The organism is Martelella sp. NC20, assembly GCF_013459645.1.
Classification (GTDB): domain Bacteria; phylum Pseudomonadota; class Alphaproteobacteria; order Rhizobiales; family Rhizobiaceae; genus Martelella.
In genome coordinates, this window is record NZ_CP054862.1 from 95,623 (window position 1) to 118,949 (window position 23,327).

Annotated in this window: 19 protein-coding genes and 1 pseudogene; 11 read left to right on the forward strand and 9 right to left on the reverse strand. The window is 60.2% G+C overall.

Going from position 1 to position 23,327, the window contains the following annotated elements; genetic code table 11:
• The first annotated feature begins 78 nt into the window (after nucleotides 1-78).
• On the forward strand, nucleotides 79-1,113 hold the full coding sequence (locus tag HQ843_RS27060; RefSeq protein WP_180902661.1) for an AraC family transcriptional regulator: 1,035 nt from the start codon (nucleotides 79-81) through the stop codon (nucleotides 1,111-1,113).
• 284 nt (nucleotides 1,114-1,397) lie between these two features.
• Here the strand turns inward: HQ843_RS27060 and melA (HQ843_RS27065) are convergent, their stop codons facing one another.
• The 6 genes from melA (HQ843_RS27065) to melA (HQ843_RS27090) all read right to left on the reverse strand — a co-directional run bounded on the left by melA (HQ843_RS27065) (nucleotide 1,398) and on the right by melA (HQ843_RS27090) (nucleotide 10,437).
• Nucleotides 1,398-2,771, reverse strand: a complete 1,374-nt coding sequence (gene melA, locus HQ843_RS27065) for an alpha-glucosidase/alpha-galactosidase (RefSeq protein WP_180902660.1) — start codon at nucleotides 2,769-2,771, stop codon at nucleotides 1,398-1,400.
• A gap of 17 nt (nucleotides 2,772-2,788) precedes the next feature.
• A complete protein-coding gene (locus HQ843_RS27070) occupies nucleotides 2,789-4,459 on the reverse strand; it encodes an ABC transporter ATP-binding protein (protein ID WP_180902659.1) in 1,671 nt (556 codons plus the stop codon).
• 16 nt (nucleotides 4,460-4,475) lie between these two features.
• Nucleotides 4,476-5,600 (reverse strand): ABC transporter permease, encoded by a 1,125-nt coding sequence (locus HQ843_RS27075; protein WP_180902658.1) that lies wholly within the window; start codon nucleotides 5,598-5,600, stop codon nucleotides 4,476-4,478.
• Nucleotides 5,597-6,610, reverse strand: a complete 1,014-nt coding sequence (locus HQ843_RS27080) for an ABC transporter permease (RefSeq protein ID WP_180903562.1) — start codon at nucleotides 6,608-6,610, stop codon at nucleotides 5,597-5,599. Before HQ843_RS27080 ends, HQ843_RS27075 begins: the two co-directional genes overlap by 4 nt.
• 113 nt (nucleotides 6,611-6,723) lie before the next feature.
• Complete coding sequence (locus HQ843_RS27085) at nucleotides 6,724-8,820, reverse strand: ABC transporter substrate-binding protein (RefSeq protein ID WP_180902657.1); 2,097 nt, start codon at nucleotides 8,818-8,820, stop codon at nucleotides 6,724-6,726.
• 144 nt (nucleotides 8,821-8,964) lie between these two features.
• On the reverse strand, nucleotides 8,965-10,437 hold the full coding sequence (gene melA, locus HQ843_RS27090; protein ID WP_180903563.1) for an alpha-glucosidase/alpha-galactosidase: 1,473 nt from the start codon (nucleotides 10,435-10,437) through the stop codon (nucleotides 8,965-8,967).
• A gap of 185 nt (nucleotides 10,438-10,622) precedes the next feature.
• Here melA (HQ843_RS27090) and HQ843_RS27095 point away from each other — a divergent pair, with 185 nt between their 5' ends.
• Nucleotides 10,623-11,582, forward strand: coding sequence for an AraC family transcriptional regulator (locus HQ843_RS27095; protein WP_180902656.1), 960 nt, complete (start codon nucleotides 10,623-10,625; stop codon nucleotides 11,580-11,582).
• A gap of 80 nt (nucleotides 11,583-11,662) precedes the next feature.
• Here the strand turns inward: HQ843_RS27095 and HQ843_RS27100 are convergent, their stop codons facing one another.
• Entirely contained in the window at nucleotides 11,663-13,048 is a 1,386-nt protein-coding gene (locus HQ843_RS27100; protein WP_180902655.1) for an ISKra4 family transposase, read from the reverse strand.
• A 208-nt stretch (nucleotides 13,049-13,256) separates the two neighbouring features.
• Nucleotides 13,257-13,919, reverse strand: coding sequence for a plasmid pRiA4b ORF-3 family protein (locus HQ843_RS27105; RefSeq protein WP_180902654.1), 663 nt, complete (start codon nucleotides 13,917-13,919; stop codon nucleotides 13,257-13,259).
• Between the two features lie 773 nt (nucleotides 13,920-14,692).
• Between HQ843_RS27105 and HQ843_RS27110 the strand changes: the two are divergent.
• Nucleotides 14,693-14,923 (forward strand): annotated as a pseudogene (locus HQ843_RS27110) (Lrp/AsnC ligand binding domain-containing protein); the annotation flags it as partial.
• Between the two features lie 32 nt (nucleotides 14,924-14,955).
• On the opposite strand, the gene HQ843_RS27115 reads toward HQ843_RS27110, so the two are convergent.
• Nucleotides 14,956-16,095 (reverse strand): mandelate racemase/muconate lactonizing enzyme family protein, encoded by a 1,140-nt coding sequence (locus tag HQ843_RS27115; RefSeq protein WP_180902653.1) that lies wholly within the window; start codon nucleotides 16,093-16,095, stop codon nucleotides 14,956-14,958.
• Between HQ843_RS27115 and HQ843_RS27120 the strand changes: the two genes are divergently transcribed.
• The 8 genes from HQ843_RS27120 (at nucleotide 16,094) to HQ843_RS27155 (ending at nucleotide 23,144) form a co-directional block, all read left to right on the forward strand.
• A complete protein-coding gene (locus HQ843_RS27120) occupies nucleotides 16,094-16,345 on the forward strand; it encodes a hypothetical protein (RefSeq protein WP_180902652.1) in 252 nt (83 codons plus the stop codon). The two genes, HQ843_RS27115 and HQ843_RS27120, sit on opposite strands and share 2 nt — an antisense overlap.
• Nucleotides 16,315-16,779 carry a tripartite tricarboxylate transporter TctB family protein gene (locus HQ843_RS27125; RefSeq protein WP_180902651.1) on the forward strand — a complete coding sequence of 155 codons (465 nt, stop codon included), beginning with the start codon at nucleotides 16,315-16,317 and terminating at the stop codon, nucleotides 16,777-16,779. Before HQ843_RS27120 ends, HQ843_RS27125 begins: the two co-directional genes overlap by 31 nt.
• Nucleotides 16,780-16,790: 11 nt before the next feature.
• A complete protein-coding gene (locus tag HQ843_RS27130; RefSeq protein WP_180902650.1) occupies nucleotides 16,791-18,299 on the forward strand; it encodes a tripartite tricarboxylate transporter permease in 1,509 nt (502 codons plus the stop codon).
• 3 nt (nucleotides 18,300-18,302) lie between these two features.
• Nucleotides 18,303-19,505 carry a CaiB/BaiF CoA transferase family protein gene (locus HQ843_RS27135; RefSeq protein ID WP_180902649.1) on the forward strand — a complete coding sequence of 401 codons (1,203 nt, stop codon included), beginning with the start codon at nucleotides 18,303-18,305 and terminating at the stop codon, nucleotides 19,503-19,505.
• Nucleotides 19,506-19,529: 24 nt separating this feature from the next.
• Nucleotides 19,530-20,501 carry a Bug family tripartite tricarboxylate transporter substrate binding protein gene (locus HQ843_RS27140; protein WP_180902648.1) on the forward strand — a complete coding sequence of 324 codons (972 nt, stop codon included), beginning with the start codon at nucleotides 19,530-19,532 and terminating at the stop codon, nucleotides 20,499-20,501.
• Between the two features lie 95 nt (nucleotides 20,502-20,596).
• A complete protein-coding gene (locus HQ843_RS27145) occupies nucleotides 20,597-21,655 on the forward strand; it encodes an Ldh family oxidoreductase (protein WP_180902647.1) in 1,059 nt (352 codons plus the stop codon).
• A 6-nt stretch (nucleotides 21,656-21,661) separates the two neighbouring features.
• Nucleotides 21,662-22,531: a fumarate hydratase gene (locus HQ843_RS27150; protein WP_180902646.1), complete on the forward strand. Its 870-nt coding sequence runs from the start codon at nucleotides 21,662-21,664 to the stop codon at nucleotides 22,529-22,531.
• Nucleotides 22,524-23,144: a fumarate hydratase C-terminal domain-containing protein gene (locus HQ843_RS27155; protein ID WP_180902645.1), complete on the forward strand. Its 621-nt coding sequence runs from the start codon at nucleotides 22,524-22,526 to the stop codon at nucleotides 23,142-23,144. The genes HQ843_RS27150 and HQ843_RS27155 overlap by 8 nt, the downstream gene beginning before the upstream one ends.
• Nucleotides 23,145-23,327: the final 183 nt, after the last annotated feature.

A 23,327-nucleotide genomic window follows, 5' to 3' on the forward strand; every position in this document is an offset into this window, starting at 1 on the left:
TTTCGTTGAGTAGCAACTCGTGATTTTTAGAGCCACTCATTTTGCGCCAAATTCGCCTTCGACGTAGGATTTGCAGACATGACTGAAATACCTGTCATTTCCAGCCGCATACTGCATGGCGTACCTTTCTTTGTCCGTCAGGAACTGGGGGAGCGAGCGCTTCGGCAGGCCAATCGCGCGGCGGGCTTCGATCTCGAACTTCTTGAAGAGCAGAATTGCTTCATCCCGCACGCGGCGGTGGTCTCGTTTCTGAACGCTGCGGCAAAAGCGGCGGGCGAGCCCAATCTCGGCATCCTGATGGTGCCTGCGATGAACGCCGCCAACTACGGCAGTTACGGTCGCTACCTGCTCGGCGCGGAAACCCTCGGCCTCGCCATCGAGCGGGCGATCACGGCCCTGCCCTATCACAGCACGGGCGACGGGATGGCGGTCTCTGTCGTCGGCAACGAAGTGCGATACAGCTATGCATTCGCTCTTGCCGGCTGCGAAGGATACGACGTGATCGCGGTTGCCGCGGCCGGTGTGCTTCTCAGCGTGATGAGAGCCTATCTGCCCGTTGACTGGCGACCGCTGCGGGTGGAACTCGATATCGCAAAACCCCGCCAGACAGAGGCATTCGAAACCGTGTTCCAGTGCCCTGTCATTTTTGGCGCGCCGGTGGTGACGGTTGTCATCGAACGCCATCATCTCGCGGCCACCCCGCGCCATGTTTCCCGGTCGATCGTCACCATCGAGGATGTCATGCGCGCAAGGCGTGGCGGCGCTCCGCGCGATCTGCTCGACGTCGTTATCGAGCAGATCCGCACACAGGTTCGCACCGGCAGCGTCTCGCTGGACAGTACAGCGCGCGCGATGGACACCAGCGTCCGGACACTGCAACGCGAACTGAACCGGACCAGCACCGATTTTCGCAGCATGGCGAATGCGATCAGGATCCAGAGAGCGATAGAGCTGCTTCGGCACACCAACGGAACGGTCACTTCGGTTTCGGCGGAAATGGGATATTCCTCCCCCGCCAATTTTGCGCGGGCCTTTAGAAAAGTGACGGGTTACGGGCCAAGGGAGTTCAGGACCAGAGACTGGTCAAACGGAACCGCAGAATATTTTTCGTAAGCCCCGCCTGGAGGTGAACGCCATTCGGATGACCGAAGATCGCGATACCTTCATCGTCTTTCGTTCCTTGCCGAAGCCCTGGAACGGCACTTTAAAGTCAACCTGGCATCGATCAAAATCACGGATGAGGTCAATGCACCGCGTCCGGAAAGGCTCTCAGGACACCGCCCCAAACACAGAGAGACCGTTCCCACCTGAAGTGGAAACGGTTTGAGACTGACGGATCGTCTTTTTTCACCGGATACTCGCGCCGGGTGCCTTCAAGTTCAGGCGAACGTAATGCCTCAGGCCGCGCGCTCCTGCGGCGCGATGCGTGCCCATTCCGGTATCCAGTCATGATGTGCTGTCAGCAAGTCATCGACCAGCGACCAGATCTGGTCGAGGTCGAGTTCGGCGGCCGTATGCGGGTCCATCATCGCGGCGTGATAGAGATTTTCGCGGTTTTCGTTCACCAGTGCGGCAACAGTCAGTTCCTGCACATTGATATTGGTGCGGATAAGGGCCGTCAGCTGCGGCGGCAGGTCGCCGATATAGGTCGGTTGAATGCCGGAGGCATCGACAAGGCAGGGCACTTCCGCCGCGCAGTTTTTCGGCAGAGATGTGATGCAGCCATTGTTGCGGACGTTTCCGTAAATGACGGAAGGCTCTCCGGTCCACACCGAATTCATGATCGAGGAGGCATATTCCTTGCTCTGCTCAACCTTGATTTCATCGGCCTTCCTGTATTCCTCCGCCTGATCCTTCCACCTGGCGATCTGTTCGACGCAGCGGACGGGGTATTCGTCGAGCGGGATGCCGAATTTCTCGATCAGGTCCTCGCGGCCTTCCTTGATGAAATAGGGCGTGTATTCGGCAAAATGCTCCGAGCTTTCGGTGACGAAATAGCCGAGCCGCGTCAGCATTTCATAGCGCACCTTGTTGGGGCAGCGCGGGTTCCAGCTGGACGGTTTCGGGAAGCGGCCCTCGCGATAGCCGCGCACCAGTTCGGGGTAGAGATCGCGGTAGCTGCCATCGGCCTGGCGATGTTCGAATTTCAGGAAGAACGCCATGTGGTTGATGCCGGCCGAACGGTAACGGATCTCCTCGTATGGAATGTCGAGATCGCGCGCCAGTTCGCCCGCCGTGCCCTGCACCGAATGGCAGAGGCCGACCTGTTTGATATTCGGATATTTCTCGGCGATCGCCCAGGTATTGATCGCCATCGGGTTCACATATTGCAGCAGAATGGCGTCGGGGCAGACCTGCATCATGTCCTCACAGATCGACCAGAGATGCGGCACGGTGCGCAAACCCCGCATGATGCCGCCGACGCCGAGCGTATCGGCGATCGTCTGGCGCAGGCCGTATTTTTTCGGCACCTCGAAATCGGTCACGGTGGCCGGCTCATAGCCGCCGATCTGGAAGGCGACGACGACGAAATCCGCGCCATCCAGCGCCTCGCGCTGACTGGTGTGCGTGGTGATTGCGGATTTCGAACCAAGCGTTCTGGCGAGCTTGCCGGCAACGATCTCGCTTTCGGCAAGCCGCTCCGGATTGAGGTCCATCAGGGCGATGGACGCATCTTTCAGCGCGGGACGCTGCAACGCATCGCCAATGATATTTTTCATGAAAACCGTGGAGCCGGCGCCGATGAAGGTGATCTTGGGTTGTCTTGCCATGGTGTAATTCCTCAAATTCAGGCGGCAACTTCGAAGGCGGCCTTGACCAGCCGCTTCGTGTAGTCTGTCTGCGGGTTCTCCAGCACATCGCGCACCGGACCCTGTTCAACGATTTTGCCGTGCTGCATGACGCAGACACGGTGGCAGAGCGCTCGCACGACCTTCAGGTCATGCGAGATGAAGAGGTAGCTGAGACCCCGCTCGCTCTGCAGCTTGCGCAGGAGTTCGATGATCTGCGCCTGCACGGAGAGATCGAGCGCCGATGTCGGCTCATCGAGAAGGATGAACTCCGGCTCCAGCGCCACGGCGCGGGCGATGGCAATGCGCTGGCGCTGGCCGCCGGAGAATTCGTGCGGGAACCGATGGGTGATGGAGCCCGGCAGGCCGGCATCGACAAGCGCATCGCGTACCCGCTCGTTGCGGTCCTTGCCGGACGAGCCGATGTTGTTGACGATCAGCCCTTCCTCGATGATCTGGCCGATCGTCATGCGCGGATTGAGCGAGGAAAACGGGTCCTGAAACACCACCTGCATGCGCGAGCGCAGTGGCCTAAGCTGTTCGCGGGAAAGCCCCTCGATGTGTTTGTCGTCGAAAAGCACCGTGCCGCCATCTGTATGGATCAGCCTCAGCAATGCCTGGCCGAAGGTGGTTTTCCCCGATCCGCTTTCGCCCACAAGCCCCAGCGTTTCGTGTTTCCTGAGCGCGATGGACAGATCATTGACCGCGACAAGCTGGCTGTAGCTGGACTTGAAGAAGGTGCCGGTCTTCAGCGTGAAGGCAACCCGTACATCCTGGCCCTCCAGGATGGTCTGCGATCCCTCCGGCAGTGGATTGGCCTCGCCCGAGGGTTCCGAGCCGAGGAGTTTCTTCGTGTAGGGATGCTGCGGGTCGGCAAATAGTGCCCTGGTCGTGTTGTGCTCGCGCACCACGCCTTCGCTCATCACATAGACATAATCCGAGAAGTGCTGAACCACGGTCAGGTCGTGGGTGATCAGGATGACGGCCATGCCGAGTTCCAGCTGCAGTTCGCGGATCAATCCGAGAATCTGGGCCTGAACGGTCACGTCGAGCGCCGTAGTCGGCTCATCGGCGATCAGCACGTCCGGCTTGTTGGCGAGCGCCATGGCGATCATCACCCGCTGGCGCTGGCCGCCGGAAAGCTGGTGCGGATATTGTTTGAACCGCGCTTCAGGTTCGGGAATCTGGACCTGCCGCAAAAGTTCTATTGTTTCTTGTTCCGCTTGTCTGCGGCTGACGCGGCGATGGGTCTGGATGGCTTCGATGATCTGCGAACCGATTGTGTAGATGGGGTTGAGTGAACTCATCGGCTCCTGAAAGATCATTGAAATCCGCGATCCGCGCATTTGCCGACGCCGGCGTTCAGAGAACTTGAGAACGTCCTCACCGTCAAAAGTGATCGTGGCTCCCTCGCCGACGCTTGCACGCTTCGGCAGTAGCCCCATGATGGTGCGCGCGGTGACGGATTTGCCGGAGCCGGATTCGCCGACGATGGCGATGGTCTCGCCCCGATAGATCTGGAAGGAGACATCGCGCACGGCATTTACCGTGCCGTCCTCGACCGCGATATCGACGGCGACATTGCGGGCGTCGATGATCGGCTCGCCCCGCTGTTCGCCATGGTCGCGCCGCGTGGAAGGCACCGTGTCATGTCTGAGGTCGTCAGTCATTGAAAGCGTCTCCTTCTCAATAGGGGTCGATCGCGTCGCGCAGACCGTCGCCGAACGCGTTGAAGGCGAAGACGGTCAGAAGCACGAAGGCAACGGGCGACAACAGCCAGGGATAGGCGCCGATCACCGCATAATTGGAGGTATCGCGCAGCATCAGCCCCCAGGAAATCATCGGCGGTTTGACTGCAAAACCGAGGAAGCCAAGAAAGGCCTCGAGCAGCACCACAGTGGGGATGGCAAGCGTGACCGCGACGATCACATGGCTCATCACGTTCGGCAGAATATGGCGGAAGATGATGCGTTTGTCGGTCGCGCCGACGGCGATGGCCGCGCGCACATAATCCATGCGCACCAGCCCCATAGTCTTGCCGCGCACCTCGCGCGACATCTGCGCCCAGCCGAGCGCCGACATGACCGCGATGACGAAGCCGAGAAACACCTTGGTCGGTGCGGTCACCGGAATAAGCGAGGCGAGCGCCAGATAGAAGGGCAATTGCGGAAAGGCGAGCACCAGTTCGACGAAGCGCTGGATCCACGCATCCACCGGCCCGCCGAAATAACCCGATGTCATGCCGACGGATGTTCCGACGATGGTGACGACGGAAACCACGGTGAGCGCGATCAGAAGCGAAATCCGCGAGCCGTAGAGAATACGCGACAGCACGTCCCGGCCCAGCTTGTCTGTGCCGAGAAAATGGATCACCGAGCCATCGGTCGCTCCGATGAAATGGCGGTCGGCGGGAATGAAGCCCAACAGCTTGTAGGGCGCGCCCTTGACGAACAGGCCGATGATCTGCGGGTTGTCGTAATCCTTGCCGACGAGCGGCTGAAAGGTGATCGGGTCCAGTTCACCGGTATCGCCAAGCGGATAGGTGCGTGGGGGAAATACGAACTCACCGTCCCTGCCGAAGACGGTCACCATCTGCGGCGGCTGGTAGGAGGCATCGGTGGCCCGCGGATCGGCGGGCGACAGGAAATCGGCGAACACGGCGACGAACAGCAGGAAGACGACCAGGATCAGGCCCATCATGCCGGAAAACGACCGCTTCAGCCTGCGCCAGACCAGCGCCAGATAGGTTTCGTTCTTGTTGGCTTCCGGTTGTTTGACGGTATCGACGGTTTGAAGGATGTTGTCGGTCATGCCGCGGCGCTCCCGGTCTGTCTGACGCGCGGATCAAGGGCCACGAGCAGAAGGTCGGCGATGATGTTGCCGATCAGCAGCATGGCCGAGAGCAGCAGCATGAAGGTTGCAGTGACATAGACGTCGCCCACTTGCATCGAGCCGACGATTGCCGGGCCGACGGTCGGCAGCGCGAAGATGATGGCGACTTCGATTTCGCCGGTCAGCATGTAGGGCAGCACAACGCCCTGATACATGACGAGGGGATGCAGCGCATTGGGCACGGCATGGCGCATGATCACCTTGCGCTCCGAAAGCCCCTTGGCGCGAGCGGTCTCGACATATTGCATGTTCAAAGTGTCGAGCAGATTGCCGCGCATGACCCGCATATTGTAGGCGAGCCCGCCGAAGGTGGCGATGGCGACGACCGGCCATATGTGTTGCATGAGATTGATGAACTTGCCCCAGGACCAGGGCGCGCCGCCATATTGCGGAGAGAAGAAACTGCCCACTTCATTGACGTCGAAATGGAAGACGAGGACATAGACGATGATCAGCGCCATCAGGAAACGCGGCACCGTCATGCCGAGAAACGCGACCCCCGACAGCGCCGTATCGATCCAGCTGTATTGGCGCGTGGCCGCGACAATGCCAAAGCCGATGCCGAGAATGGAAGCCAGGATGTGGCAGGTCAGCGCCAGCGCCAGCGTGCGTGGCAGCCGCTGGGCGACGACGTCGGAGACGGGCTTGTTGTAGTAGAGGCTCTGGCCGAAATCTCCGTGGAAGACGATCCCCTTCACCCAATTCAGATACTGCACGGGAAGCGGATCGTTCAGGCCGTGGGTCTCGCGATAGGCCTCGGCCTGCCGATCGGCCTGTTCGAAGGTTGCGCCACCCTGATTGATCGCTTGCGAGCGGATGTAATCGCTGTAGTCGCCCGGCGGGGCCTGGATGATGGCGAAGGTCACGATGCTGAGCACGAACAGCAGCATCAGCCCCGACATGATCCGGTTGAACAGAAATCGTGCCATTTTATCCTTGCGTCCCTTGTCTGTACGGACCGGCAACTGGAGGAGAACAGGGTCGCCGGTCCGCGAGGTTGGCGGCGGCGCTTTTGCAAGAGCCGCCGCGACGCTTTCGGGTGTCAGCCGCTGACCGGGCCGTCCGCACCCGGTTCACCCGGCAGGGTTTTCGGGAACAGCTGATAGTCCTGCTGCATGTCCGCCGGAACGAACATGCGCTCGCGGATAATGGCGTCTTCCGCCCAGTTGAACATGAAGATCGGCGCGCCGGGGGCGACATTGTCGAACCGTTTGTTGACGATCAGTGCGCCTGGATATTCCGTCAGCCCGACCATATCGACATTCTGCGTCACGACGGTCTGATACTGCTTCATCAGCTCGGCCCGCTCGGCATTATCGTCGGTGGCGATGAACTGGTCGATGATATCGACCATCTGTTCTTCATAGGGCATCAGGTCGAGCGTGCCATCGGGGCCGGCGCGGTGATGCTCGCTGGTGCGCGGTCCTACGGGCGCAAGGCCGGTTGTGCCCTGCATCACGGATGCCAGAGCCGGTGGATTGCGCAGGACCATCCAGTCGAACTTGCCGGCCCGCCGCTGGTTGTCGAACTGATTGTTTTCGATAGCATTCTGCACGACCCTGAGGCCCACCTGCTGCAATTGCCCTATCACGCCTTCGGCGAGGCTGAGATCCGTGGTGTAGTTGGAACTCAGCGAGACCACGATATCGACATCCTGCCCGCCAAGCGTGCCTTCCGGCCAGTTGACGAAGCCATTGCCGTCCGTGTCTTCAAGGTCGATCGAGGCAAGCAGTTCCTTCGCCCCTTCGGGATCATAGGGGTAGTAATAGGTCGATTCCCGGTCATAGAAGCTTGTGCCGGAATTCAGACCGCCGGGATAGATGGCGGTGAAGGGACCGCGGACCAGCGAATCGCCAAGCGCCTGACGGTCGATCGCCATCGTCACGGCTCTGCGGAAGTCCGGGTTGCGGTTGAGCTCGCGCACGGCCTCTTCGCGTTCGTCCGGCTCGCCCCAGCCATTGCCGGAAAGGTTCATGCGCATATTGTAGCCGATGAGGCGCGGACCGAAGGCCAGCCTTGCCGGCGCATCCGCCTCGGCGGCGCGGCGCAGCGCCACGACGAAGTTTTCCGGCTGTTCGAGATTGGAAAGGTCGGCAGAGCCCGCAATCGTCTGGATGTCGCGGTCGGCCCAGGTCGAAAGCTTGTACTGTAATTCATCGATGTAGGGCAATTGATGACCGTCCTCATCGACCTTCCAGTAATAGGGGTTGCGGCGCAGAACGATGATATCCTCGGGTCGATATTCGACCGGAGCCCAGGCGCCCATGACCGGCCAGTTCAGCATTTCCGGCGGAAAGCCGTTGCGATACTCGTCATAGGTCGTATCGGCATATTTCGGGTGTTTGGTCTTCAGGATATGCGACGGGCCGGGGCAGAAATCGCCATAGGCCATGTTGAACAGATACTGGCGCGGGAAGGCTTCCGCAAAGGTCCATTCGACCGTGTAGTCGTCCACGGCCTTCAGCGTCGTGTCGGAGCCGAAGGTTTCGCGTGAGGCGCCATTGAGCGGCGACACATTGGGGTCGACGATATTGTCTTCCCACATGAAGATCACGTCTTCGGAGGTGAACGGCACGCCATCGGACCATTTCGCGCCCTCGATCAGGTGCATGGTGAGCGTATGCCCGTCCTCCGACCATTCCCAGCTCTTGGCAAGGTTCGGCAGCGGCTCCATGTCGCTGGCCTCGACCTGATAAAGCTGCGCGGTGCGGGTCAGGCACTCATACATGGCGATATCGATGCCGCCCCAGCCCTGTGCCTGGCCGGCCTGATAGTTCCAGCCTTCCGGACGGCCGCCGACCACATGGCGCAGCGTGCCGCCATAAACGCCGATGCCGTCCGGCATGTTTCCGGTCTTGAAGACCAGTGGCTCCTTCGGCAGCCGTTCCTCGACGGGCGGCAGCTTGCCGGCCTCGACAAATTGCTCGGTCACCCATTGCGGTTCGGAGTAAGCCGGCAGCGATCGGAATTCCTCGATCGCGTTGCGCGGCACATAGGTGATCCTGGACTGTGCCGGGAAATCCGGCTGCGGCGGCACGACCGTCATTTCCGAAGCGAGCGCCCCGGAGACGAGTGCAAGGGTTGATATCCCGGCAGCCAGGACACTGGCCAGATGCCGGGCAGAAAGGTGAGATGTCATCGTGTCGTCCTCCCGTTTTGACACTGAATGCGAAGGCTTCTGGCCTTTCGCCGGTTGTTCCGCCGGCAAGGCTCCTACCCACAAGGCCGCCGGAACAGGAAAGTCCGGGTCGGCGTCATGCCGGCCCGGTTAAGGTGAAAACAGTCAGGCGTTGGCCGCCGCGCGCTCGGCTTCTTTTTCCGCGCGCATTTCATCAACCGAGCGAATGTGGCGGCGGGCAGCCCCTTCCCATTCGCGGGTCTTGACTGTCGCCTTGGAAAGCCGCTCTTTCGCGCCGTCGATGGCATGCGCATATTGCGGCAGCCATGCGGCCTGGGCGACGACCATCTCGTCCACCATCTGCCAGACCTCCTCCGGCGTGCAGACGGCGCCGACCAGCGGATCATGCAGGACGGCAAGTTTCAGCAGATCGAGGTCGCCGGTCACGGCCGCATGAACGGACATGCGCTGAACGTTGATCGATGCCATGCAGGTTGCCGCGCACGCCTCCGGCAGGGTGATGCCGGCCACCATGTTGAGGCCGAAACGATCGACGAAGCCGGGCGATTCAATGATGCAGTCATCCGGCAGATTGGTGATCACGCCGTTGTTCTTGCGGTTGAAATGGCCGCGATAGATCCGGCCGGTCTCCAACCCTTCGAGAATATAGCTGGCATGTTCGCTCGAGCGCTTCTTCGGGTCGATGGGTTTTGCCGCATCTTCAAGGAATCCGTCATATTCGGTTTCGAACCAGTTGCGGTTTTCCGCCGTGTAGCGCAGATAGCCGCCGGTCTCTCCATGGATCCAGTCGGACATGTCGATCCAGCGGGTAATTTCCTCCGGGCGCTTGCGATACCAGGGCAGGTATTCGGACAGGTGGCCGTTGCTCTCGGTCGAATAGACGCCGAAGCGTTTCAGCACATCGATGCGGACCTTTTCCTGCTTCGAGATCACCGGATGCGCCTCGAAGGCGGCGATCAACTCGTCCTTTTCGATTCTGCGGCCGTTGACGCGCAGATCGGTGAACCAGGTCTGATGGTTGATGCCGGAGCAGATATAATCGAGTTCGCCCTGCTTTATGCCGAGCACTTCCGCAATCTGTTCCGCGCCGTGCTGGACGCCATGGCACAGGCCGATCGTATCGACCTTGCCGTATTCATTGGCCGCCCAGGTGTTCATCGCCATGGGATTGGCATAGTTGAGGAAGCGGGCGCCGGGCTCGGCCACTTCGCGGATATCCTTGCAGAAATCCAGAATGACCGGAATGTTGCGCTGGCCATAGAGAATGCCCCCGGCGCAGATCGTGTCGCCGACGCACTGATCGACGCCGTATTTCAGCGGAATTCGGATATCGTCGGCATAGGCTTCAAGCCCGCCGACGCGCACGCAGGAAATCACATAGCGCGCACCCTCGATCGCCTTGCGGCGGTCCGTGGTCGCGGAGATTTTTGTCGGCAGGCCGTTGGCCTCGACGATCTTCTCGAGGATGGTTTTCACCATCGTCAGATTTTTTTCGCTGATATCCGTCAGCGCCACTTCGATATCCGCAAACTCCGGAACGCACAGGATATCCCTGAACAGCGTCTTGGTGAAACCGACGCTGCCCGCGCCGATAATGGCTATTTTGAAAGCGCTCATAGCCGCCTCCCTGAATTAAGACCAACACACAGGGTAAAATCCAACGCAACAGATGCCGGTCCGGCAGGGCGCAATGAAAGGCGCGATCCGTACCGATATGTTCTGACTGTAACGCTTGTGTTTCAAACTCCCGGTACGCATTATGCAGCAGTCAGGAAGACATTACAGAGAGGGATTGTGCTTTCATGGGTAATTTTGTGCTGCAGGAATTGCGGGCAAAAGCGCCGATCGGGCGACTGATTTCCCTGCCGCGCGGCCATCAGGACCTGCATGCCATGCCCGTCAGTGCCGGCTACGAGATTCGCACCCGACCGGACTATCAGTGGGACGGAAGAAGACGGGGCCAAAGTCCGTTTTCAGTGATCCAGTACACCGTTGCCGGCGCGGGAAATCTGCGTTTTGAAAACCAGACCTATCGTATCCGGCCGGGTGAAACCATGCTCACCCTGATCCCGCACAACCACCGCTACTGGCTGGAAGCCGACGGCATGTGGGAGTTCTTCTGGATCTCGCTCAACGGCGAGGAGGCCATGCGCATTCAAAGGGCCGTTCTGGCGACCGCCGGCCCTGTGCTGAAACTCAAGGAGGAGACCGTTAATCAGCTCGCCGATTGTCTGGGGCGCCTGCTTTCGTCGGAAACCGACACCCCGGCCCGGGCCTCTGCCGTCGCCTATGAGGTGACCATGCTGCTTTATGACGACGTTTTCGGCGTTCACACCATGCCGCCGGTCGAAAGCCGGGCGATGCAGCGGGTCACGCACTATATCGATGCCAATCTGGAAAAGCCGCTGCCCGTCGACAGGCTGGCGGAAATCTCGGGCTTCAGCCGCTCGCATTTCTCACGGCTGTTTGCCCAGTCAGAGGGCATGCCGCCTGCAGAATATGTGCTCCTGCGCCGCTTGAAACAATCGACCCGGCTTCTGGCAAGCGGCGATCACACCGTCAAGGAGGTAGCCGGCATGTCCGGTTTTACCGACCCGAACTATTACGCGAAGGTGTTCCGCCGCTACTTCCGCGTCAGCCCCACGGAATTCAGGAGGATTGGCCTTGCCGCCAGCATCATGACAATGAACAAGGAAACCACTGCACCCGTACTGCAAAAGGAGCCGGTCGAGTATCCGGAAGTCGATGCATGTAAAACCTAAGGAGGACGCCCCCGGTTTTCTGGGTAAACGGGCCGGAACAAGAGCAATTTAAAAGGAGAGTACCGCAAAGTGTGGGGCAATTAGGCTGCCATTCTGTTTTCTGTGCTTGATTCCATTCCTGAATACCAGTGCTCAAATTTCGCACGCAGCGTTCCATCGAGCGTTCGGGTACGAGTTTGCAACATGAGATGAGCGCCCCGTCTGGACCAACGCATCTGCTGGCGTTTGTTGAAGCGCTTGCCAACAACAGTGTTCACGGTGCTTTCGACGAAACCGGTTGAGACACGTTCACCATAGCGCCGCCGTTCCGCATAGTTCGGGATCATGTTGGCGTTGTTCGCAATGTAGGTTTCGAATTCGGCAGCGGATTTGCGCAAGGCCTTGAAGCTCGGGTAGTCGGTTTCGATCTCATCCAGATCAATGACCAGATCTCCGATTATTGTCCGGCCGTCATGTAGATTGCCATGCCAAAGGAAGCCTTTGATTTGGCGGAGCAGGCGGGAGATAGCCTCAGCTTCTTCTGGATTGCTATGAGCCAGCCCCTTCACATATTGCTGCATTACCGTGATGCGCATGGTGATATGAAACCAGTCGAGGATGTGTTCCGACGCAGGCGCCATATGGCGGGCCATCTTGATGACTGTGTCGCCGCCATCGGTCATGAATGTTACCATCTGGTTTTCCTGCCAACCTTGGTCTTTCAGCACTTCATGCAGCCGCCGTTTCGGTTTGTCGTCATGGCTTTGGACGAGACCCAAGTAGCGACTGGGCCGATCTGTCGAGATCGACTTGCCCACCGTCACTTCAAAATGCGACTGGTCGACATCACGGGATCGAACATAGCCGCCATCAATTCCGACCGTAATCGGTCCTTCCGGATTGGAAAGTTGTGCCCGTTGATGAGCGTTGGTGCTAATGAAGCTGAAGCGCTCGTCAGCCAGATCTGTTTCCATGCGAGTTGCTATACGCCCCAAATGTCGGCGGATACTGTCCGAACTGAGTTTCCTATTGATGGGCAAGACATCCTTCAGAAGGTCTGTGGTGACCCCGAAAGACATTAACGATGCCCATTTCGTTTCCAGCCAGAGCAGCTCTGGGGCAACGTGGTCGGGCAGAAGCTCGGTCAAGGGACTGAAAGTCCTGGCCGACATGTCCTGGCAAAAGCACTGGTAGAAGCGAGGACTGTTGACACCGACATCACCGAAAACCGTACGATATCTGATTTGTCGGCGCGCCTTGCATCTCAGTTTTAGACCGCAGCACTGGCAGGATGCGCGCTCGGCGCAAGAGGCTGCACACTGCGCGCCCACGATCTTTTGCTGGATATTCAGCAGGAGCGTCTTGCTTTCGTCAATACTCAGTCCGATTTCGCCGATTGTTTCAAACCCTTTGGTGAGCTTACCTATCGTGTCGGTGTGGGTCGTGCCGTCCGGGGCGGTGATTGTGACTTTGATTTCAACATCCATGCTCGTACTTTCCTGCCAACTTTCTTATGCCGTTTGTGCGCCTCGGTGCGTGAGGAGTGCCAACCAGCCTTGAAAAGCAGGCTACGACGCCCGCAGTGACGCCCACTTGAATCCACTGCTTCCATTGCCTGAAGCTGGTTTCATCGGCTGGTTCATGGATGAATTTGAGCATAAGGCTCGGACAGAAAAGCAGGTAGCCTGAGAACTTTCACCACATCTGCTGATGCATTAATTGTCGGTGGTTGCCGGCGCGGAAGCGCTTATTCACCTGTCCCCGTGAAGATGTTCCCTCAATGAAAGGTGCGCGCGCAACCATTCGCTCCATTGCGGCTTCGACATCATCAGACAGGAAGTCAGATACCGCGCGATCAGGCGTACTCGCGACTGCGATATCTTCGAGAAAATCAGCCATGATGTCCATGTCTCTCCAGGCATCATAGCAATCAGCCTCATCCCGTCGTTCCAGGTAGCCATGCGGCCCGCCACAATCCTCCGGCGGGCAAGCCCCAGATCCACCAGTGCAACTTGGGTAGGATTTACCTGCAGTCAGTGTACTTATCTTCTCAATGCGTATTTCGTGTTCCCAATGGTCGCCCATATCATACACATATGAAAATCTTTCACGCTCTCGCAGTTCGAATGTCTGTAGAGCGATATCCGGTCTGGAAACATGAAGATCAAATGAACCGTAGCTGACCGCGTGGACATTGAAGAGAAACAAATGGATGCCCTCCCAGCCCATAGCCACCTGAAGAATGCCGTGCAACTCGTGCAGGGTTGTCGATGCCGGAATCAAAACGCGCCGCCAAACCATCGGGCTGATACCGAGAAGACGAACTTTTATTTGATAGATTTGCGGCGCGGGTGACATCCAAAACCCTTGGCATCACAAAACCCAAAACGCAATTGCCCCACACTTTGCGGTACTCTCGATTGCTGGGGCCGGCGCGGAATACGTCTGACTGTTGTAGAAGGCCCTTGGAAAACCGCCAGTGGCCCGCCGCCCGAAGCGCCATCCAGAAGCGACATACCGGCAAGACTGAAAATGATCTGGCACCGTCCAGACGGCAGCAAAGCCTCGAATCCAGAGGCCTCAGGGTCTGAGACGCACCAGAGGTGGTCGATAATCGATCCGGCCGTCTTGTTTTCAGGGACGCGAGAAGTGAGCATCGTTTCCCTCGATTTGAAGCCCGAACTATTGGATCATCAAAGTCGTCCCGAAGCAATGGAAAGCGTGCCGAAATGTCGCCTCATGCGAGCTTGGTCACATTGATTGAGCACCTGAAGCGACAGTCTGGCGGGGCCGCACATCCATCATTTGCCTCCTGCACGGTGAACGTTCGTTCCCCGCCCATCTGACACGTTCATTTCGCCCTGAGGACTGGTCGCTTAGTTCGAATCGTGGTCATTTGTTCGCTACTCAACGAGTGTCTGGTTCTGGAATCCAATCACGAACCGTTGCTTGGCTGAAATGGGACGCGAAACTGTCGTTCAACCCGCAGCACTGCGGAAGATAGCATCGCTATTCTGGTCTTGAAGGGATTGGGACCGGCGACGACCCCAGCATTGTCTTTCTTTCTGTTTCGAAATTGGGTAATTGAAAAGGCAGAGATTTAAGGAAAACCACTTTACGAGGATGACAGGATTCACGCGGTGATGATGATCGAGGTCGTCGGCAAATCGGCGACCCAAGTCATTCGCAAGCTGCGCGGTCTGCCGGAAGTCTATTCGCTGCATACCACCAATGGCAGCTGGGACCTCGTCGCCAGTATCCGGACCTCCACCATCTCCGAATTCGACCGGATCCTGCAGGAGGTCCGGATGATCGAGGGCGTGTCGAACAGCGAGACCAGCCTGCTGTTGAGCAGTGTCTGAGCGCGCGGTCCGACTTTCAGATTTACGGCGGCCTAGCCGGAAAAATGGTAGAGCGGCTTTCTGTCGATGGTGCTTCCGGGAATGAACTTGTGGGTGCGAAGCGCATCCTTTTCGAACCGGACGCCGTGACCCGGCGCATCGGAGAGCTGGTGTTTCCCCCCGCTGATCGGTAGCGGTGCGGATGTCGCGCCGAAATCGAACAGGTTGAGACCGAAGATATTCTCCACATGCATTGCGTTCGGGAGCGCTGCCGCGAGATGGACCGAAAGCTCCGCAGCCCCGTGAGGGGAGACCGGAATGCCCGCCGCCGCGCCGAGCGCCGCGATCTTCACGAATTCGGTGATGCCGCCGACCTTCCAGACATCGGGTTGCAGGAAATCCAGCGCGCCGGCGCGGATATAGTTCCAGAATTCGAAACGGTTGCAAAGCTGCTCGCCCGCCGCGATCGGCATGCCGGTTGCCGCCCGCAAGGCGGCATGGCCATCGATCGTATCGGAGAGTAGCGGCTCTTCCAGAAACAGCGGCGCGGCATCGATGAGCAGGCGTGAACGCTGGATCGCCTCGCCGGGCGACCACTTCTGGTTGGCATCGAGCATGAGCTGGCAGTCCATGCCGATGAGATCGCGAACCGCCATGACGCGCTCCCGGTCCTCATGCAGCCCCGGCCTTCCGACCTTGAGCTTGAACGCCCTGTAGCCTTCGCCAAGCTGCCTGCGCGTCTGCTCCAGAAGTTCATCCAACGAAAGGTGGAGGTTGATGGCGCTGGCATAGACCTCGACCGCGCTTCGGGCACCGCCCAGCAACCGATGGAGCGGCTCGCCGGCCGCCTTCGCCTTCAGGTCCCACATGGCGATGTCGATCGCCGAAAGCGAAAGCGTGGTGATGCCGCCCGGCCCGGCGGCATGGCATTCCATCCACAACCGCTGCCAGACCTGCTCGGTGTTGCGCGGGTCCATCCCGATCAGCATCGGGGCGAGATAGCCGGTGATCAGCGCTTCGGCGGCGGCCGCGCCCACGCCTGCCGTCGTGCACCAGCCGGTCCCGCTGCTGCCGTCCGACGCGGCCACCTCGACCAGAACCAGTTCGCGATGGGTCATGGTCACACGGCTGGAGGTAAACGGCTGCTTCAGCGGCAGCCGGTAGCCGCTGCCGTGGACTTCGGTAATCTTCATGTCGGTCGTCACCTCCCTCGTTCACCCGGAAAGCCATGCCGTTCTGGCTGTAGCCTTGCGCCAGCCCATCTTGCCGGAGCCCGAAGAAGCACACCTTGTTGTTATCGACGCCTTTCGCCTGACGAAACGTCGTTGTGTGGCTATTTCGCTGAATCGGCATGCGGATATTGTGAACGCGCCGCGGCGGATTCCTTCAAAACGACGAGAAATGCTTGAAACATGCAGAAAACAAAACTCAACGCCGATCTGATTTCCGGATTGCTTTTCATAGCGTTCGGACTGTGGTTCTGCGTTTCATCGGTCTTCAGCCTCAATCTCGGCAATGCGTTCCGGATGGGGCCCGGGTTCTTTCCGGCAGCCCTTGGCGGCCTTCTCGCGCTGCTCGGCCTTGTCATCGTCGTCAACGGCCTGCGATCGGATGAAGCGCCGTTGACGCTCGCCAATGTCCCGTGGCGGGCGGTCGTGCTGCTGCCGGTGGCGCTCATCCTGTTCGGCGCGGCCATGAAACCGCTCGGGCTTGCCATTGCGCTTCTTCTGCTGTGTTTCTGCTCGGCCATGGCGATCAAGGAGATGACGCTGCCGAAGGCCGTGGCGTTGTCGGTCGCGGTCACGCTGCTTTGCATCGGTATTTTTTCCGTGGCGCTCGGTCTCAACCTGCCTGTTCTCGGCAACTGGCTGCGATAGGGGGCTGAACAGTGGATTTCATCAACAATCTCGCGCTCGGCTTCTCGGTCGCCTTTGCCGTCAATAACCTGTTCTTCTGCTTTGTCGGCGTCCTGGGCGGCACGCTGGTCGGGGTCCTGCCAGGTGTCGGACCGCTGGCGACGATCGCCATCCTGCTGCCGGTCACGTTTTCCATGGGGCCGGATTCGGCGCTGATCATGCTCGCCGGCATCTATTACGGCGCCCAGTATGGCGGCTCGACGACGGCGATCCTGCTCAACCTGCCCGGCGAGGCGTCGTCGGCCGTCACCACGCTGGATGGCTACCAGATGGCGCGCAAGGGCCGGGCGGGGCCGGCGCTTGCGACCGCGGCGCTATCCTCGCTTTTTGCCGGAACGATCGCGACGCTGGTGATCGCGCTGTTTGCGGCCCCGCTCACCCATGTGGCGATGGCGTTCCGGCCGCCATCCTACTTCTCGATGATGGTGCTTGGCCTGATCGCATCCGTCGTGCTCGCCCACGGCTCGGTGCTGAAAGCCATAGCCATGGTGCTGCTCGGGCTGCTGCTCGGCATTATCGGCACGGATATCTACACCGGTACGACCCGGCTGAACATGGGCATGCTGGAGCTTGCAGACGGCGTCGATATCGTCGCGCTGGCCATCGGGCTTTTCGGTATCGCCGAGATCCTGCGCAATCTGGAAACGACCGAAGTCCGCGAGGTCCTGAACGAGAAGGTCAAGGGGCTTTGGCTGTCGCGCGCCGATTTCAAGCGCATCTTCATGCCTTCGGTGCGCGGAACCGCGATCGGCTCCGCGCTCGGCATATTGCCGGGTGGGGGCGCTATGCTGTCCTCGTTCGCCGCCTATATCGTGGAAAAGAAGGTGTCGAAGAACCGCGCCGAATTCGGCCACGGCGCGATCGAGGGCGTTGCCGCGCCCGAAGCGGCTAACAATGCCGGCTCGCAGACCGCCTTCATTCCGATGCTCACCCTCGGCCTGCCGTCCAACGCCGTGATGGCGCTGATGATCGGGGCGATGATCATTCAGGGCATCCAGCCGGGACCCGACATCATCGTCAAGCAGCCGGGCATGTTCTGGGGCCTGATCGTGTCGATGTGGATCGGCAACTTCATGCTGGTGCTGCTGAACCTGCCGCTGATCGGGTTGTGGGTGAAGTTCCTGTCGGTGCCCTATTCGGTTCTGGTGGTGGCGGTGATGGCGTTCAGCGCGGTCGGCATCTACTCGGCCTCCGGCACGCTTTTCTCGATGTACGAACTCGGTTTCTTCGCCTTGCTCGGATACCTGCTGATGCGGCTCGGCTGCGAACCGGCGCCGCTGACGCTCGGCTTCATCCTCGGCCCGATGATGGAGGAGCAATTGCGGCGCAGCATGCTGATGTCGCGCGGCGATCCGACCGTTTTCCTGACCGAACCGATCAGCCTGGCATTTCTGGTTGCCGCCGCCATCGTGCTCGCGCTGCTCGCGCTGCCGTCGATCGCCCGCAAGCGCGAAGAAGCCTTCAGTGAAAGCGAGGACTAGACCATGGACCCCATCAACGACATCCGCCCCTTCGAGGGCATCAGGGTACTGGACATTACCCATGTTCTGGCCGCGCCCTTCGCGACCTATCAACTCGCGGTTTTCGGGGCCGACGTCATCAAGATCGAAAACCCGCACGAGCCGGAGCAAACCCGTATCGACGGCAGCGATCCTGAGCTCTCGGCGGACAATATCGGCACCCACTTCATCATCCAGAATGGCGGCAAGCGCTCGTTCACCCTGGACCTGAAAACCGAGGAGGGACGCGAGATCCTGCGCAGACTGGTGCCCGGCGCGGATGTTCTGGTCGAGAACTTCCGGCCGGGGGCGCTGAAGGCGCTCGGGCTTGGCTATGAGGATCTCAGAAAACTCAATCCCCGCCTGATCTACGCCTCGATGTCCGCCTTCGGGCAGGATGGGCCGCGCGGCGGGCAGACCGGTTACGATCAGGTGATCCAGGCGGTGTCAGGGCTGATGATGGTCAACGGAACCGCCGACATGGTGCCGATGAAGGTCGGCACGCCGGCCGTCGACTATTCGACCGGCGCGATGGGCGCGTTCGCGCTCGCGGCAGCGCTATTCCAGCGGGAAAGGACCGGGCTTGGGCAATATATCGACCTTTCCATGCTCGATACCGCGCTGATGCTGATGGGCGCGCATCTGACCAATTACAGCCGCTCCGGCAAGGAACCGAAGGCGGGCGGCAACCGGCACGAATTTGCGACCTGCGGGCTCTACGACACAAAGGATGGCAAGATTCAGATCGCCGCCATCAACCTGCGCCAGCAGGCGCGGCTCTGGAAGGCGCTCGGTCATCCCGAACTGGTCAAGGCCAGCAATGCCGAACGCCGTGCGGGTGCCGCCGAGGAACTGGCTATCCTGCTGCCGATCCTGATGACCAGGACGGCGGCCGAGTGGGAGGACTGGTTCCAGGACCATCACATCCCTGCCGCCAGGGTGTGGACGCTGCCGGAAACGCTGGCCCACAGCCAGCTCGAGACCCGTGATATTCTACACCACTACCAGGATGAGCCCGGCATTCCCGGACGGATCACGGCCCCGAAGGCCGCGTTCAAACTGGAACATGGCGGCGCGCGGATCGATCGTCCGCCGCCGCGTCTGGGCGAGCACAATGAGGAATTGCTCGCCGAACTCGGCTACAGCGCCGAGGAAATCGCCGCCCTGCGCACCGCAGGCGCAATCTGAACCCATAATGAGGAGGAGAACCCCATGAGACCCCTGGCACTACTAACGTCCATTTCCCTGGCGCTCGCGACATTGACGGGCGCCGCCGCCGCTGCGGACGGTGACTATCCGAACGATATCGTCCGCGTCGTCGTCGGTTCATCGCCTGGCGGCACGGCCGATACCGTTTCCCGGCTCGTGGCCGATGCGCTGAGCGACAAATTCGGCAAAACCTTCGTGGTCGAGAACCTGCCGGGCGCTGGCGGCGCGCTGGCGGCCTCGGAGGTCAGGAGCGCCGAACCGGATGGCTACACCATCCAGTTCATCTTCTCGTCGTTTTCGATCCTTCCCTCGCTGAACCCGGATGTGAACTACGATCCGGTCAAGGATTTCGAGGCGATCACCATGGTCTCCTATGCGCCGAACCTGCTGCTGGTGAACCCGTCTTTCGGCGTCAAGACCTTTCCGGAGTGGGTCGACAAGATCAAGGCCAATCCCGGCAAGTTCGACTATGGCAGCGGCGGGATCGGCTACAGCCAGCATCTGTCGATGGAAATGCTGCTGCAGGATATCGGCGGCGACGTGGTGCACATCCCCTATGCCGGCAGCGGCAATCTGCTCGGTGCTCTGATCTCGGGCGAAATTCCGTTCGCCTTCGACACGCTGACGACGGCCGTGCCGCACATCGAATCCGGCGCGCTCATACCCCTGGCGATCACCAGTACCGAGCGGTCCGAGATCCTGCCGGACGTGCCGGCGGTCGGCGAGTTCGTCGAGGGCTACGAACTGACCGCCTGGAACGGTTTTGTCGCGCCGGCGGGGACGCCAAAGGAAATCATCGATGAACTGAACGCTGCGATCGTTGAATATCTCGAAACCGACAAGGCCAAGGCGTTTTTCGGCAAGCTCGGAACCGCGATCGCCGCGAGCACGCCCGAAGAATTCGAACAGGTGATTGCCGGCGACTACGAAAAATTCGCAGTGGTGATCAAGGAAGCGGGCATCACCGCGCAATAAGCCAGACAAGCCGGGCAGGACAGGTCTCCAGCCCGGCTTCCCGACGCATGCCGCCGGGAGGCGAATGCGTTTTGCCATGCTGCGGAGTTCCGCCAATGTCAGATGAGAAAACTTTTTCCGCCGACATTCTGCGCCGGTTCGCGACCGGGCTTTTTAGCGCGGCCGGCCTTTCCGCAAAGGCGGCGGGCCGCGTTGCCGACGCGCTGATCGAGGCCGATCTCTCCGGGCGCGGTTCGCACGGATTGTTGCAGGCCGACAGATATATCGAGCGGCTGATCGCGGGCGCGATGTCGACCGCCGACGCGCCGATGGTCGTCAGCCGCAGCCACGGAGCGATCGTGCTCGATGCGGATGGCATGGAAGGCCATCTGGTCGCCGAGGATGCGATGAAGATGGCCATCGAGACGGCCCGTGAAACCGGCATAGCAGCCGTCGCGGTCCGCCGGGCGCAGCACATGGGCGTGGTCGGGCGCTATGTGCGCATGGCCGCCGAGGCCGGCTGCGTGGGCATTGCCATGGGCAACACCAAGCCAGTGATGGCCGCTCCCGGCGGCGCGGAAAAACTCGTCGGCACCAATCCGCTGGCGATCGGCATACCGGCCTCAAGGGAAGCGATCGTGCTCGATATGGCGACCAGCGCGGGCACTTACGGCCGCATCCGGCAGGCAAATGCGCTTGGCCAGGACATTCCCGACGGCTGGGCGCTTGATGCCGAGGGCGTTGCGACCACGGACCCGGCGGAGGCGATGAAAGGACTGTTGCTGCCGGCCGGCGGCGCAAAGGGCTTTGGCCTGGCCTTCATGATCGATCTGCTCGCCGGGTTGCTATCCGGCGGGGCGTGGGGGACGAAACTCGGCCTGATCGACGACAGCACCATCGGACCGCAGATGTCGTCCTATCTGTTCATCGTGCTTGATATCGCTTCATTCCGGCCACTTGAGGAATTCAAGGCGGAGGCGGATGAAGCGATCGCCGGGGTGCGGCAATCGCGCAGGGCCGAAGGCGTGGACCGGCTCTATACGCCCGGCGAACGCAGCGCGGAACAACTGGCCGCGAGCACGGGCCGGGTCAGGCTCGCCCCCGCCGTGGTGCAAGCGCTTGCCGAACGCGGGCGGCAACTCGGCATCACCGTGCCCGCAGAACTTCTGGAGTGATCGGCGATGACCATCACCTGCGATATCATCAGGGAAACCGCACGGGCGCTCTATGACAGGGCGCTCAGGCGCATTCCGGAAAACTCGAAAGAGGCGCTGGCAACCGCCCTTGAAACGGAAAGCTCGCCTTCTGCCCGCACGACGCTCGAATTCATGATCAAGAGCGCCCGCCGCGCCGAAGAGAAATCGACCTTTGTCTGTTCGGATGCGGGCTTTCCTGTCTATTTCGTCAAGATCGGCACGAAGGCCCGGTTTGAGGGCGATATCAAGAAGGCGTTTGTCGATGCGTTCGACGAACTGGTGAGAACGATCGAGCCGCCGATCCTGAAATTCGTCACCAACCCGCTGACCGGCGAGCGCAGCTACCACGGCAAGGATATGCCGCATATCACCTGGGATTTCGTCTCGGATGACGATTGCATCGATATCACCTGTTCCCCCAAGGCGCTCGGCTCCGGGCGCTGGGCCGCGCTGGAAATCTTCAGCTATCCAAAGCTTGAGGAGATCGAGCGCTATATTCTCGATGTCTCGATAAGGGCAGGCTCGCAGCATTGCCCGCCGGTGGTCATCGGCGTGGGCATTGGCGGCTCCTTCGACCATGCGGCGAAAATGGCGAAGCTGCAGACGCTCCGTCCGTTCGGGACCACCAATCCTGAGCCGATCTTGGCCGCGATGGAAGACCGGCTCACCCGCGCCGTCAACAAGACGGGCTTCGGGCCGATGGGGACCGGCGGCGACACTACCGCGCTCGGCGTTCACATCGATTATGCCTCCGGCCACGGCTTCACCCCCGTTGCCGTCTGCTTCAACTGCTGGATCAACAGGCGCACCCGGGCGCGCATCAACAATGACGGAGAGGTAGCCTATCTTGAGTGAGTACCTTCTCGATCTGCCGGTCTCGCCAGTTCTGGCGCGGTCCCTGAAGCTCGGCGATACCGTCTTTCTGCGGGGAGATGCCGTGATCACCGCGGGCTATCCCACGCACCAGCGCCTGCTGGACTGCGTTGAAGAGGGCCGAATGCCGCCGGTTTCCATGGACGGCGGAGCGTTCTTCCATCTCGGCTGCATGAGCCGGGAAGAGGACGGCGCGTTGCGCCCGCTTTACGTCAACCCCACCACCAGCACGCGCTTCAATGCCTTCATGCCGCACATCATCACCCATTTCGGCCTGACCGTCGTCGGCGGCAAGGGCGGTCTCGATGCCGAAAGCGTTGCCGCGATGAAGAAGGCCGGCTGCGTCTATCTTTCCATCCTCGGCGGCGGCGCGCCGTTGCTGACGGAAGGCATCGAGGCGGTCTGCGAAACCGGCTGGAACGACCTGATCGTCCAGTTCCGCCTTTCCCGGGTCAGGCTGGACACGTTCGGACCGCTGACCGTGGCCATCGACGCTCACGGAAACTCGGTCTACGCCGATCTCAGCGCCAGCGCCGAGGCGCGCCTTCCCGACATCATGCGCGAGCTCGCGAGGGACAGGTCAATTCAGTTGTGAGTTTCTTAAACTCAAAATGGGACTCGTCGCACGGTAGATCGACTGCGGCATTCATTATGGGTGGAAATCCAAAATCGAACGAACCGTCACTTATCTGGCCGGAATAGGCAAAAAAATCGCGTTTCCATAATGTCTCAATTGAAGTGGAACGTTTCTGCAAAATTTGCCCGAATCCAGTTCAAG